The 13,247-nt window shown below is 43.2% G+C and carries 12 protein-coding genes; 4 read left to right on the top strand and 8 right to left on the bottom strand.

All coding sequences use genetic code 11. The features are described from left to right. Positions 1–4 precede the first annotated feature (4 nt). Complete coding sequence (locus R2Q85_RS14490; RefSeq protein WP_316812514.1) at positions 5–1,090, top strand: Ldh family oxidoreductase; 1,086 nt, start codon at positions 5–7, stop codon at positions 1,088–1,090. Here R2Q85_RS14490 and lepB read toward each other — a convergent pair. The 5 genes from lepB to R2Q85_RS14465 form a co-directional block, all read right to left on the bottom strand. Continuing rightward, positions 1,087–2,298 (bottom strand): signal peptidase I, encoded by a 1,212-nt coding sequence (gene lepB / locus R2Q85_RS14485; RefSeq protein ID WP_316812513.1) that lies wholly within the window; start codon positions 2,296–2,298, stop codon positions 1,087–1,089. The genes R2Q85_RS14490 and lepB overlap by 4 nt on opposite strands. Positions 2,299–2,303: 5 nt before the next feature. Further along, positions 2,304–3,044: a 4-hydroxy-tetrahydrodipicolinate reductase gene (dapB, locus tag R2Q85_RS14480; RefSeq protein WP_316812512.1), complete on the bottom strand. Its 741-nt coding sequence runs from the start codon at positions 3,042–3,044 to the stop codon at positions 2,304–2,306. Between the two features lie 55 nt (positions 3,045–3,099). Continuing rightward, complete coding sequence (locus R2Q85_RS14475; RefSeq protein WP_316812511.1) at positions 3,100–3,651, bottom strand: DUF5683 domain-containing protein; 552 nt, start codon at positions 3,649–3,651, stop codon at positions 3,100–3,102. A gap of 68 nt (positions 3,652–3,719) precedes the next feature. Then, on the bottom strand, positions 3,720–4,640 hold the full coding sequence (locus R2Q85_RS14470) for a ParB/RepB/Spo0J family partition protein (protein ID WP_316812510.1): 921 nt from the start codon (positions 4,638–4,640) through the stop codon (positions 3,720–3,722). Between the two features lie 9 nt (positions 4,641–4,649). Beyond that, the gene (locus R2Q85_RS14465; protein ID WP_316812509.1) at positions 4,650–5,453 is read right to left on the bottom strand and encodes an AAA family ATPase; all 804 of its coding nucleotides are present in this window, start codon (positions 5,451–5,453) and stop codon (positions 4,650–4,652) included. 182 nt (positions 5,454–5,635) lie between these two features. On the opposite strand from R2Q85_RS14465, the gene R2Q85_RS14460 reads away from it, so the two are divergent. Then, a complete protein-coding gene (locus R2Q85_RS14460) occupies positions 5,636–6,157 on the top strand; it encodes an NAD(P)H-dependent oxidoreductase (protein ID WP_316812508.1) in 522 nt (173 codons plus the stop codon). Here the strand turns inward: R2Q85_RS14460 and R2Q85_RS14455 are convergent. Continuing rightward, positions 6,144–6,602 (bottom strand): hypothetical protein, encoded by a 459-nt coding sequence (locus tag R2Q85_RS14455; RefSeq protein ID WP_316812507.1) that lies wholly within the window; start codon positions 6,600–6,602, stop codon positions 6,144–6,146. The genes R2Q85_RS14460 and R2Q85_RS14455 overlap by 14 nt on opposite strands. Before the next feature lie 45 nt (positions 6,603–6,647). Here R2Q85_RS14455 and R2Q85_RS14450 point away from each other — a divergent pair, with 45 nt between their 5' ends. After that, the gene (locus R2Q85_RS14450; protein ID WP_316812506.1) at positions 6,648–8,282 is read left to right on the top strand and encodes an ABC transporter substrate-binding protein; all 1,635 of its coding nucleotides are present in this window, start codon (positions 6,648–6,650) and stop codon (positions 8,280–8,282) included. Here the strand turns inward: R2Q85_RS14450 and R2Q85_RS14445 are convergent. Then, positions 8,279–10,714 (bottom strand): TonB-dependent receptor domain-containing protein, encoded by a 2,436-nt coding sequence (locus R2Q85_RS14445; protein ID WP_316812505.1) that lies wholly within the window; start codon positions 10,712–10,714, stop codon positions 8,279–8,281. The genes R2Q85_RS14450 and R2Q85_RS14445 overlap by 4 nt on opposite strands. A 113-nt stretch (positions 10,715–10,827) precedes the next feature. Between R2Q85_RS14445 and R2Q85_RS14440 the strand changes: the two genes are divergently transcribed. Beyond that, positions 10,828–11,283: a hypothetical protein gene (locus R2Q85_RS14440; RefSeq protein WP_316812504.1), complete on the top strand. Its 456-nt coding sequence runs from the start codon at positions 10,828–10,830 to the stop codon at positions 11,281–11,283. A 1-nt stretch (position 11,284) separates the two neighbouring features. Here R2Q85_RS14440 and R2Q85_RS14435 read toward each other — a convergent pair whose 3' ends face one another. Continuing rightward, positions 11,285–13,237 (bottom strand): LTA synthase family protein, encoded by a 1,953-nt coding sequence (locus R2Q85_RS14435; RefSeq protein WP_316812503.1) that lies wholly within the window; start codon positions 13,235–13,237, stop codon positions 11,285–11,287. Positions 13,238–13,247 lie beyond the last annotated feature (10 nt).

Here is a 13,247-nt window from a genome sequence, read left to right as displayed (position 1 = left end):
CACCATGACATTTTACACTTTTACCGAAGCACACTTACGTCAGTTTACCGAAAATGTATTCCTGCAGATGGGTTGCCCGGATGTGGATGCAAAACTGGCTGCCGATGTATTGTTGCGGTCTGATTTAAGAGGCATTGACTCCCACGGAGTAGCACGTTTAAGCGGCTATGTAAGGCTATGGGAGAAGAAACGCATCAATACCCGTCCGGTAGTAAAAGTAGTTCACGAAACAGCGACCACTGCAACAGTGGATGGTGACGGAGGACTTGGTCTTGTGGTTGCGCCATTTGCGATGAAAATAGCGATAGAAAAAGCTCAGACCTACGGCAGCGGCTGGGTTGCGGTGAAAAACTCCAATCATTTCGGCATTGCGGGCTATCATTCCCTAATGGCTGTAGCACAGGATATGATCGGCATCAGCATGACCAATGCCAGTCCGCTGGTATCGCCCACCTATACCACAGAACGTTTACTGGGCACCAACCCTATGTGTTACGCCTTTCCTGCCGGAAAATATCCCCCGGTTGTGGTAGATATGGCTACCGCAGCAGCAGCCAATGGAAAACTGGAGATTGCCCAGCGGGCCAATTCACCGATACCGGAAGGCTGGGTCCAGGATGCTGACGGAAAAACATCTGTAAATCCGCACGAACTTAAACAAGGCGGTTCTTTACTGCCCCTGGGCAGCGACAAAGATCATGGCAGCCATAAGGGTTACGGCCTGGGGGCAACGGTAGATATTCTATCTGCAGTATTGTCTGGTGCCAATTACGGCCCATGGGTACCTCCTTTTGTAGCCTTTCTTGATCCACCTTCCGATCCTGTTGGAGCAGGTATCGGTCATTTTTTTGGCGCCATGCGGGTAGATGGATTCAGACCGGCCCAGGATTTTAAAGACCACCTCGACAACTGGATCAGCCGTTTTAAAAGCGCAAAGCCTATCGATCCGGAAAAGCAGGTGATCATCCCGGGAGAGCCGGAATATGCTGCTGAAAAGGAGCGCAAAAAAAACGGCATCCCTTTAATAGATGCCGTTGTAAATGATTTAAATGAACTTGCCCTTAAACTGGGCATAGCCGGTTTATCCTAATGGATTCCCCGGAGTAGCCTACTCCACCTGATCTTATTAAAGAAGTTGCCATTGGTATCAAAGCTCATCCAGATGAACAGGGCCTTACCAACAATGTGGTCTTCCGGAACAAAACCCCAGTAACGGGAGTCCAGAGAATTGTGCCTGTTGTCCCCCATCATCCAGTAGTAGTCCATTTTAAAAGTATAAGAATCAGCAGGCTTCCCATTGATCAGCCAGCCATTACCAGATTTCTCCAGCTTGTTACCCTCATAAATACGGATGCTTCGCTCGTAAAGCGGCATACTTGCACTATCGAGTTTAACTGTCCAGCCTTTTTTAGGAATGATGATCGGGCCAAAGTTGTCTACGTTCCAGTTTCTGTTTGGATCATGCGGAAAAACATCTATTTCGGCTTGTCCTGCTGGTTTGGAGAGCTCTTTAACCGAAGCTACAAAATCGAGTTTTCTGACTTTGTCCATCATCAGTTCCGAACCGGTAAAGGCATAGGAATTCTGGCTCATTTGCATAATATCAGGATCTGCACTCCTCATGCTAAAACCCATTTCTTCGAAAATGCCAAAATTTACATCTGTGGATTTAAAGGTGACTTCATAAGAAAACTGCCCCGTATTTTTTAATTTTTCAGGCTTTCCGTTAACAGATACCAGTCCGGCTGTCATGCTTACGGTATCACCGGCTATGCCGATGCAACGTTTGATGTAGTTCTCTCTTTTATCTACCGGCCTGCTCACTACAGTATATTGGGTATTGACAGCAGACCAGCCCTCACTCCTTACCATCTGGTAGTAATCAACATCCTGTCTTTCCAGCGCAACAGTATCGCCTTGCGGATAGTTAAAAACAACCACATCATTTCTTTTAATGTCCGACAGGCCTGGTAACCTGCGGTATTTCCATTGCACCCCATCCCAGTAAGCTTTAGTACCGGTTAAGGGCATGGTATGATGAGCAAAAGGAAAAGCAACAGGTGTCATGGGTATCCTGGCCCCATAATTCACTTTACTTACAAACAGGAAGTCACCGATCAGCAGAGATCTTTCCATAGAACCTGTAGGGATAGTATAGGCCTCAATAAAAAAGACCCGGATAATGGTAGCGGCAACAACGGCAAAAACAATAGCATCCAGCCACTCGCGGCTCCTTGTTTTTTTCTTTCTTGGCTTATTGTCTTCTTCTTTAGTTTTTTGCCAGAATTTCCAACTCATATCTTTTATTTAAAATTAAATATATCGGCTATGTTATAAAAGCCCTGCTTATTTTGTAACCATTCTGCCGCAACAACAGCACCCAGTGCAAAACCTGCACGGTTATGAGCAGTATGTTTCAGTTCAATTTCATCTACCTCCGAACTGTACAATACGGTATGGGTACCCGGTACATTTTCAATGCGGAGCGATTCGATCAGCAATTGTTCCTTTTTAACCACCTCGTCAAACTGGGTACCACCCAGTTCGTTTACCCATTCAGTCTTCCGGTCTATCTGCTCAATAATGCCTTCTGCAATGGTCATTGCCGTACCGCTTGGCGAATCCAGCTTCTGGGTATGGTGAATTTCTTCTACCTGCACTTCATAAGCCGGGTAATCGTTCATCAGTTTTGCCATTACCTTATTGATGTGAAAAAACAGGTTAACGCCAATACTGAAGTTTGATCCGTAAAGCAGGGTATTGTTACGGCTTAAACATTCATTTTTTACTTCCTGCAACTGCCCGTACCAGCCGGTTGTACCCACTACAACAGGCAGGTTGGCGTCAAAGCAGGCATAGATATTACTCAATGCTGCATCAGGGGCACTGAAATCGATGGCTACATCAGCCTTCGACAGGTTTGCACTTGTCAGATCCGCTGTATTGTCAATATTGATCTTCAGGACAACTTCGTGTCCCCTTTCTAAGGCAAAACGCTCTATGATCTGCCCCATTTTACCATAACCGAGTAAAGCTAATTTCATATATATCTTTTTTAGGTTAAGAAAGCTGCTGCGCAGTTTTCATCCTTCTATTGTTTTAAAATGTTAAACTGAGCTTTATTCCAGGTGTAGCCTGGTTAAAGCCATATAAAGTATTGGTATTGATCAAATCCGGCGAGACCTTAATCCGGCTCACATCCCCTACATCAAAATTCGCCAGGCGTGCATCTATATAAGCTTCTACAATATTCAGTAAATATAAGCCTACATAAGAAAAAATAATAACCTGTTTGTTCCGGCGGTAAATGTCCTTGGCCTGGGTCAGGCGATCGGTTGGTGAATTGGCATAAGGGCTTCCTGGTTTAGGCTCGTCTTTATGATCAGCTCTCCATTGCAGTTCGTCCAGAAAAATATCGTATTTTTTGCTGTTGTCTATATAAGAGATGGTAAGTAAAGTAGCGCCGGTGTATAAACCAGCCACTTTTAACCCCCGGTAAAAGGTAAAACCATTTCTGATCTGCCCCAATCCGGGCAGCATCGCCGATCTTATCGCCGCCCTGCGGCCAGCGACCTTGCCCATGTTTACATAAGGTTTTATGGAATCCCCTTTGGATGTCTGGAGCACTGTGCTATCCTTTTTTTTGGTCAAAACCTTTTGAGCTTTTGCCCTAAAACCAGCAAAAAACAAAAGGACCGATAACAGCAGGATCTTATACATTACCAGTCTAACAGCTCTAAGATCCTGTTTAGGTCGTCATCAGACATAAAAGGGATTTCTATGGCGCCCTTGCCGTTTTCGCCAACTTTCAGCTTAACTTTGGTGGCAAACTTGGAGGCCAGGTCTTTCTGTAATTTCTGGTATTCGGCAGGTACTGATTTGGTTTTAAGCTGGAACTTGGGCTTTACTTCCACACTGTTAATGCTCCGGACCAGCTCTTCCACTTTCCTTACGGAAAGCCCTTTATCAATAATTTCCTGGTGGATAAAAAGCTGTTTATCGGCCTGTTCCACGTTGATCAGTGCCCGGGCATGGCCCATAGATATTTTCTGGTCCCGGATAGAGATCTGTATGACTGGTGGCAATTTCAACAAACGCAGGTAATTGGTTACTGTAGTCCGGTTTTTGCCTACTCTTTCACCCAATTGCTCCTGTTTCAGGCTACATTCATCCAGCATGCGCTGAAAACTGAGGGCGACCTCAATAGCATTCAGGTTTTCCCGCTGTATGTTTTCAATAAGCGCCATTTCCAGCATCTGCTGATCATTTGCAAGCCTTACATAAGCGGGGATCTGGGTTAAGCCAGCCAGTTTAGAGGCCCGTAACCTGCGCTCTCCGGAAATCAACTGGTATTGATTTGCAGCCTGTTTTCTAACTGTGATTGGCTGGATCAGCCCCTGCACCTTTATGGATTCTGACAACTCATTTAAAGCCACCTGATCAAATTCGGTACGCGGCTGGTAAGGATTGGTTTCGATTTCGCTGATATTGATCAGGCCAATACTGCTATTGCTGGTTTCCTGCCTGGTTTCGCTTACCGGGTTAACCCCATTATTTTTAGGCGGATTGGCCGATTCGCTATCATCTAAGAGCGCACTTAATCCTCTGCCTAAACCTGTTTTTCGCTGAAAAGATGTCATTAAAAATAATTATATAATTGCTGTTGTTACATCCTGCACTTCTTTAACCATTCCGTTTTTGCGGACAATCTCCCGTGCCAGGTTCAGATAATTGATCGCCCCTTTGCAATTTGCATCATGCATAATTACCGAAACCCCATAACTTGGCGCTTCGCTGAGGCGGGTATTCCGTTGAATAATAGTTTCAAAAACCAATTCCTGAAAATGTGTTTTTACTTCTTCAACCACCTGGTTGGACAAGCGCAAACGGACATCATACATGGTCAGTAAAATACCTTCAATTTCCAGTTCAGGATTTAAACGGTTTTGTACAATTTTAATTGTGTTCAGGAGTTTTCCCAGACCTTCCAATGCAAAATATTCACATTGCACCGGGATGATCACAGAATCGGCAGCAGTAAGCGCATTAATGGTAATCAGACCCAGGGAAGGAGAACAATCAATGATGATAAAATCGTATTGATCCTTGATCTTTTCCAGCACCGCTTTCATTTTATATTCCCTGTTGTTCAGGTTGATCATCTCGATCTCCGCACCAACCAGGTCTATGTGCGCAGGCAACAGGTCCAGGTTAGGGGTTTCCGTTTTCTGTATGGCGTCTGTAGGTTCAATATCGTTGATGATACATTCGTAAATGCTGTTCTTGATATTTCTTGGATCAAAACCAATACCGGAGGTAGAATTTGCCTGAGGATCTGCGTCAACCAATAATGTCCTGTATTCCAGTACGGCTAAACTTGCGGCTAAGTTTATAGAGGAGGTTGTTTTACCTACACCACCTTTTTGATTTGCCAATGCAATAATTTTACTCATTTATCTTTTTAATAATTTACCAATTATTTAATAAGGCTTTAATTTACATTGAAGTAATCTATAAAAAATGCTATTTTTGTATTGATTTAGGCATATTTTAACGATTAGCTAAGATACAAACTAAATGGCAAAATTAGTACTAATGCCATAAGTGTTTTACACATCTTATTAACAATTCATACATGGTAACCATCATATCGGGAACAAACAGGCCGGCAAGTAATACCTTAAAAGTTGCAAAATATTATCAGAAAACATTAGCAGAAAAAGGGTTACAAACCAGGCTTTTTAATTTAGAAGAATTACCCGAATCTATAATAACAACCGACCTTTACGGAAAAAGAAGTGCGGGATTTGAACCCATCCAGCAGCTGATTACCGAAACCAGCAAATTTTTGTTCATCATTCCAGAATACAACGGGAGTTTTCCGGGTGTGCTGAAAACGTTTATCGACGCTTGTAATTTTCCGGAAAGCTTTTACGATAAAAAGGCGGCTTTGGTAGGTCTTTCTTCCGGCAAATACGGCAACATCAGGGGGATAGATCATTTTGGAGGTGTTTGTAGCTACCTGCATTTAAATGTCCTGCCCTTAAGGATCCATATTTCTGCCATTAAAACTGAACTGGACGAACAGGGAAACCTGTTCAAAGAGGATACTTTAAAATTTACCGGTCAGCAGATGGACAAGTTTATTGCGTTTTAAAACTCAGCCAGTCAATACCCTCATTGCCAAATACAAAAGAGCCGGGATGCAACATTTCAGCGATGTCTTCCAGCAGCGCGATCAGGTCTTCCGGATCACTAAGATCCAGGTCTAGTCCGTTCATCAGGTAAACCCTGTTGTAAGCCACAGCGGGCCAGGTCTTTTGCAGTAAGGCTGGCACAACGCCCATCAATTCGAGCATGGTGCGCCCCTTTTCCATATAGATGACCACTTTGGCAGTAGCTATAAAATCATGGATCAGCCCGCCGGCATCTACAATTACCTCTTCCAGGGCATAATTTAAGTTATTATGGCTATCCAGACAGGCAACAGGAACTTTATCCATGAACTTTATCTTATGCTGGATTATAGCTGCACGTTCCTGCAGGTCTTCTCTCAAAGCTTCATCTTTAACTTTATTTATAACCGCATTTAAAAAAGACATATAGATTTATTTATTACTTTGTACAAAATTACTATTCCTGAACTGATGCGCCGAACGATACGCAATATTTTTTCTTTGCTGCTCCTTTTAACATTTGCAGCTTGTAAAAACTCCTCTTCCAATGCAGAAAAAAAGGTTTTTAGCATGAACCTTGATCAAAATGTGACCTCCCTTGATCCTGCCTTTGCCCGCAACCAGAATGCCATCTGGATGATCAACCAGATCTTTAACGGCCTGGTACAGATCGACAGCGCTTTAAACACCCTGCCCTGCATTGCCAAAACCTGGAATATTTCGGCAGACGGCCTGACCTATACCTTCCATCTCCGAAACGATGTTTATTTTCACGACGATCCTATTTTTCCTGGCGGAAAAGGCCGCAAAGCAGTGGCTGAAGATTTTAAATACAGTTTTTACCGGCTCATTGACCCTAAAGTAGCCTCCTCAGGAGGCTGGATATTTAGTGATAAAGTCAAAGACATCAATAGCTTTATTGCCCTAAACGACAGCACCTTCCAGGTCAAACTCATGAAACCCTTTCCTGCGTTTATGGGGCTGCTGACCACGCAGTATTGTTCGGTTGTACCAAAAGAAATTGTGGAACATTATGGCAAAGACTTCCGCAGCCATCCTATAGGCACCGGCCCTTTTAAGTTTAAATACTGGAAAGAGGACGAAATACTGGTGATGTTAAAAAATGAGCACTATTGGGAAAAACAGGGCAATGAACAGCTGCCCTTTCTGGATGCAGTTAAGGTCACTTTCATCAGCGACAAACAGAGTGCCTTCATGAATTTCATTAAAAAAGACCTGGATTATTTTGATAAAGTAGATGGCAGCTACCGCGATGACATTTTAACCAAAAGCGGGAAAATGACCAGTAAATACAAAGGGAAATTTCAGTTGAGAAAAGGCCCATACCTGTGTACTGAATATGTGGGTATACTGGTAGATACCTCCAAGGCCATTGCCAAAAACTCCCCGCTCAAATACAAGAAAGTAAGACAGGCCATCAACTATGCCATCGACAAACCCAAGCTGATCAAATATTTAAGGAACAGCATTGGTATGCCTGCCACTTCAGGCTTTATTCCGCATGGCATGCCGGGTTTTGACAGCACAGCGGTTAAAGGCTATCATTATGAGCCACAAAAAGCAGCCAGGTTGCTTGCTGAAGCAGGTTTCCCGAATGGGAAAGGCATGCCGCAGATCACCCTGAGCACTTCTACTACTTACAAGGACCTGATCGAATTCATCCAGGGAGAGCTAAGTGCAATTGGCATCAATACCAAGGTAGATGTTAGTCCCAGTGCCAGCCTGCGCGACCTGGTCTCTAAAAATGGCGTAAACTTTTTCAGGGGCTCCTGGATTGCAGATTACCCCGATGGAGAAAATTACCTGGCGATGTTCTATTCCAGGAACAAGGTGCCAAACGGCCCTAATTACACCGGTTATTTCAACAATGATTTTGACCGCCTTTTTGAGCAGAGTTATTATGAAAATGACAACCAGAAGCGTTACCTGTTGTATCAGAAAATGGATAGGATGATTGTAGAATATGCGAATGTAGTGCCGATATTATATGACCAGTCACTGGTGATGACCCAGAACAATATCAGTGGCTTACCTATGAATGCCCTGAACCTGATGATACTGAAGACAGTAAAAAAGGAAAATTAGTTAGCACCCCCTCCCATTTGTCCGCCTTGCTGCTCTTCTTTTTTCAGGTCATCGTTGTTGATCCCTTTTTTCTTTTTAGGCTGGGCATTGAAGTTCATTTTGCCAAAGTTGTAGCTGAAGTTAAGTCCGAATGAACGTAAAGGATAATGGATATCGGTACGTTGGACAGAACTGGCCGTGGTGTTGGTGGTTTTGATGTTCAGGTCGCGGTTAACCGGGTTCAATACATTTAATCCAATGGTCGCTTTTTTCTTCAGGATCTCTTTTTTGACTGCCCCGCCATAAAAATACATCATATCGGTCTTGCCCTGAAAAGTACGCTTTGGCGCATTCAGCACGCCCCATAGCTCTGTGCTCCAGCCGCCCGGCAAGGCATAAGCCGAACGTAAAAAAGCAGTATAATTTAAAAACGTACCTGTATTTACATTGTTCTGTGTGCTGTTGATCTCATAAGTATTTAAGCCCATATTGGCCATCAGGGTCCATTTGGGCTTTGGGTTATAAGAACCGAACACATTGAAACCGTAAGACTGACTGGTACCCACATTGATATAAGTTTTCAGGGTTTTACTTATTCCATTGTCTAAAAATGGCCTGATCGCACTTTCGATCACATCCTGCGTATTGCGGTAAAACAGGGAAACATTAATGACAGAGCCTTTTATAAAAGTCGAATAGCCCAGTTCTATATTGTCCGAAAGCTCTGGTAACAGCTTGGGATTTCCTTCCATTGGATTAAACACATCACTTTCATTTCTAAAAGGATTCAGGTAAAATAAACTTGGGCGCTGTACCCGGCGGTTATAACTCAGCTTTACAGTGGACATACCCTTTAAGGTCTGCGAGATCACCATGCTTGGAAACAGGTTAAAATAATCGTTATCAAAATTAAAGCTATTGCCCGCCAGACCGTTTATCCTGGTGTATTCTGCCCGCAGACCGGCTTTAACAGTAATCTTTTTGGACAATTTAAAACCCATTACCCCATAAGCAGCGGCCACATTCTGATCATAATCAAAATCCTGTGCAGCCTGGTCGTAATCGCTGATGATATTCCTGAAGATCCCTTTTAAACCTGTTTCCAAAGTGGTGGTTTTGCTGAAGGGATAGGTATAATCTGTTTGAACAGTATACTCATTATTTTTGCCGGTATTGTGGCCCAGTATCATTACATCCGGTACGCCGGCGCTGGTAAACAGATTGGTAAAATCGCTGCCATTTCTTCCGGCAGACAGCTGTGCAGAAACACTAAACTCCTCCCCTTCTTTTTTGCTGGTTTTCCGGTAATCCATATTCCAGTCCAGGTTGTTAAAACTCATATCCATATCTCTGATATTGGTAGAGGAAATACCATTCCTGAGGATTTCTGAGCTGCCCGGACCACCATTGGAGAAACGGTTCATTTTTACCGTACTGCTGATGTTGTTATAAGCATTAATGTCATAATCGAGGCCAAAACTTCCGTTGTATCCAAGCCTGGACCATTTAGAGTAACCATCCTGTAAAACCGTGTTGGTAACTCCATCAATGGTTGCGCTGTTAAAAGTTACCACTTTAGAGTTTTGAGGATAAGCATGGTTTACCCCAACATTTCCGGTTACCGCCAAACGCCCTGTTTTGGCACTCAGGTTAAACGTACCATTATTGGAACGTGTACCAACCGTAGTATTTACACTCCCGCTGACACCTTGTGCAGTTTTCTTTTTGGTAATGATGTTGATGATCCCGCCAGACCCCTCAGCATCATATTTAGCCGATGGACTGGTGATGACCTCTACGCTCTTAATCTGTTCTGCAGGAATCATTTTTAAGGCATCAGCAACGCTATTGGCCATTGTTCCTGAAGGTTTGCCATTGATTAAGACCCGTACAGCGCTGCCACGCAGCTGTACATTTCCATTGATATCCACCGAAAGCATGGGTACTTTACGCATCACATCTGTGGCATCGCCCCCTGCATTGGTGATGTCTTGTTCAGCATTATAAACCAGTTTATCTACTTTATTCTCGATCATTGCCTGCTGTCCTGTGATGGCAACTTCCTTTAAATTACCAGTAACAGGACTAAGGTAAACGCTTCCCACATTATGGTCCGGTTTTTCAGGGGTAGTTTTAACATTTAAAGTTTTGGTCTTATACCCTATAAAACCAATCGTCAGCCTATAATCATCTGCGGTAACATTTTGCAGCACTACCTTACCCCTGGCATCGGTAACCGCACCATTTACTGATTTATTGTCCTTTACTTTGACCAGGGAAATACTTGCATAATCTATCGGCTTCCTTGTCAGGGAATCCAGGATAAGCGCAGTAATGCGACCGGTAACAGCAGGTTTTGTGCTGCCACCGCCCAGTAAAAATTGCGCATTGGCATTAAAAACGGCAACTAAAATTATAGACAATAAAATGAGGGGTTTCTTAGAGGATTTCATACCACAATTAGTTGCCAAAAGATAAAGATTGTTACAGGTTGAGCTGAAAAAAAATTGATCCTGAGAAACCATTCCAGCTGTTTATTCGTTTAATTCAACAACATCACATTGGCATGAAGCCATTATTACAGATATGTACCATGAAATCATTTGCATTTATAATTACAGCAACCCTGCTAACCGCCTCTACCTGTACCAGGCAGCAAATTGAAGCCGGTTTTGCACAAACCATGATCGGAAGGTGGGAGTTTAAAAGTTCAATGGGTGGTTACGCTGGTAAACGGATCGAAGCCGAAACCGGTAAAAAACTGGTTCTGGAATTTAAACCAAATCAGGAATTTCAAAAAACATTAAACGACAGCGTTACAGAAAAAGGCACCTACGAGCTGGTTAAAGTGAAAAGTATTTACACCGGCAAAACAGACAACGCCATCCGCTTCAATGCTGCTACGGCAGCCGCACCTGAAAGTTCCAGGCTGGATAAGATCATCGCACTAAAAGGCGATAGCCTCAGTATAAGCGATAATTTCTATGATGGCTTCCAATCCGTATATACCCGGCTAAAGTGATTTATTGATGTAGCCCCCCGTTTTTAAACAGATCGTAAGCCGTTTGGTAATTGGCCATAGCCTGATCAATTACCGACCGGGACAATGGATCGGGTATTTGCTCATTGCTTGCCTGACGATAAATAAAGGTTTCTGTTTTTTGCTGAGGGCCCAATATCACCAGGCTATCGTTTTTCAGGTACACCAGTTTCTGGTAGGTACCTAACATCACCCTTGCCTGGTAACCTGGTTCTAAAACATTCTGACCATACAGGTTACTTTCGTAATTCCAGCCCAGTAAACCAAACAAGGTTGGGTAAAGGTCGATCTGCGAACACAGTTTGTCAATCACCAGTTTCCCTTTTACAGGTAAGTTGAGTACAATACAGGGGATATGGTATTTGCTGATGTCAATCTCGTTTTTCCCGGCGCTGGCAGCACAATGGTCGGCCACTATGATCACCACTGTATTTTTGTACCAGGATTTTTTCTGCACCTTTTTAAGAAAATCACCAATGGCATAGTCGGTGTAACGTACCGCAGCCTCCCTGTTTTTCACCTTAGCTTCAATTTTCCCATCCGGATAAGTAAAGGGCCTGTGGTTAGAAGTGGTCATCACAAAATTGTAAAAGGGCTTACCATTCTGGTAGTCCTTATCAGCTCCCCGTATTACAGCATCAAAAAGATCACCATCACATATTCCCCAGGCATTTTCAAAAGTTACCTGCCTGTCCGCAATGATGGTTCTTTTGGTCAGGTAACTCTCTCCTACCTTCATGTTGCGGCCCCTGTCGGTAATGTCAAAACCATTGCTTCCAAAATATTCATTCATGTTATCGAAATAACCATCACCACCATAATAAAATGTACGGGTATAACCTGCCCTTTGAAAAATATAGCCAACGGTAGTCAGGTTTTCATTTTTCCTCCGCCTTACAATGCTGCTGCCGGGGGTTGGCGGTATAGAAAGCGTCAATGCCTCCATTCCCCTCACGGTACGCGTACCTGTTGCATACATATTGTTGAAAACCAGGTTCTGGTTTGATAAAGAATCAAGTACCGGTGTTAAATTTTGCGTATTGCCAAAATGCCCCAGAAAATCAGCACTAAGGCTTTCTACTGTAATCATGATCACATTAGGCTTATATAGGGGCTGGTCACTTTTAACCATTCTTTTAATGGAATACCCACTATCTTTAAAGGTACTGTGCTGATCCTGCAGCTCTTTTCTGATCAGGGCAAATGCCTTATTTTCAGGAAGCAAGGCATAAAAATCATTATAATTGAGCTCATTGCTCTTAAAAGCCGCAAAAATAGAGTAAATGCCTGCTTTGGAAAGCTCATTCTGATAGCGGTTCCTGCCCGACTCCGCAAAGGAATTACTGAGCACCAGGGGATATAAAATGGTCATGAGCAGTAAAGTGCCGGATATCCTGAGTCTTTGCCTGAAAGGCATGGCAGACTGAAAACTATACTGAAAGATTTTCCTTTTGCGAAAAAGCCAGACCACCAGCACTGCCAGCAGCAAGATCCCGCTAACCAACAAAGGTAAAGGATAGGATTCCATAATGTTATTGATTACCTCCGTGGTGTAAATGAGATAGTCAACAGCGATAAAGTTAAACCTGCTTTCAAATTCCTGCCAGAACGTAAGTTCTGCAAAAAACGAAAAGAAAGAGATGAGCAAAATGATAAAGAGCCAGGCATAGGTAAGCCCCTTGTTTACCCTGGAATTTGTCCATTTACGGGGCAATAGCAACAAGTACAAATTGTATAATGCGGTTAAGAACAAGCCCACTGCAACGTCATAAACAAAACCCAGCAGGTAGAGCTGCAATATGCCAAAAAAACTAAAATCAGTTTTTCCAACGGAAATGATCAATAATACCGTTCTGATCAGGAAAGAGAAAAAAATAAATACGGTCAGAAACGAAAATAAGACACTATATCTACTTTTAAATAATTTATCAGGCATACTCGTTTGG

Origin of the sequence: Pedobacter heparinus (assembly GCF_032678725.1) — a bacterium.
Classification (GTDB): Bacteria; Bacteroidota; Bacteroidia; order Sphingobacteriales; family Sphingobacteriaceae; genus Pedobacter; species Pedobacter heparinus_A.
This window is presented reverse-complemented; position numbering and strand designations above follow the sequence as displayed.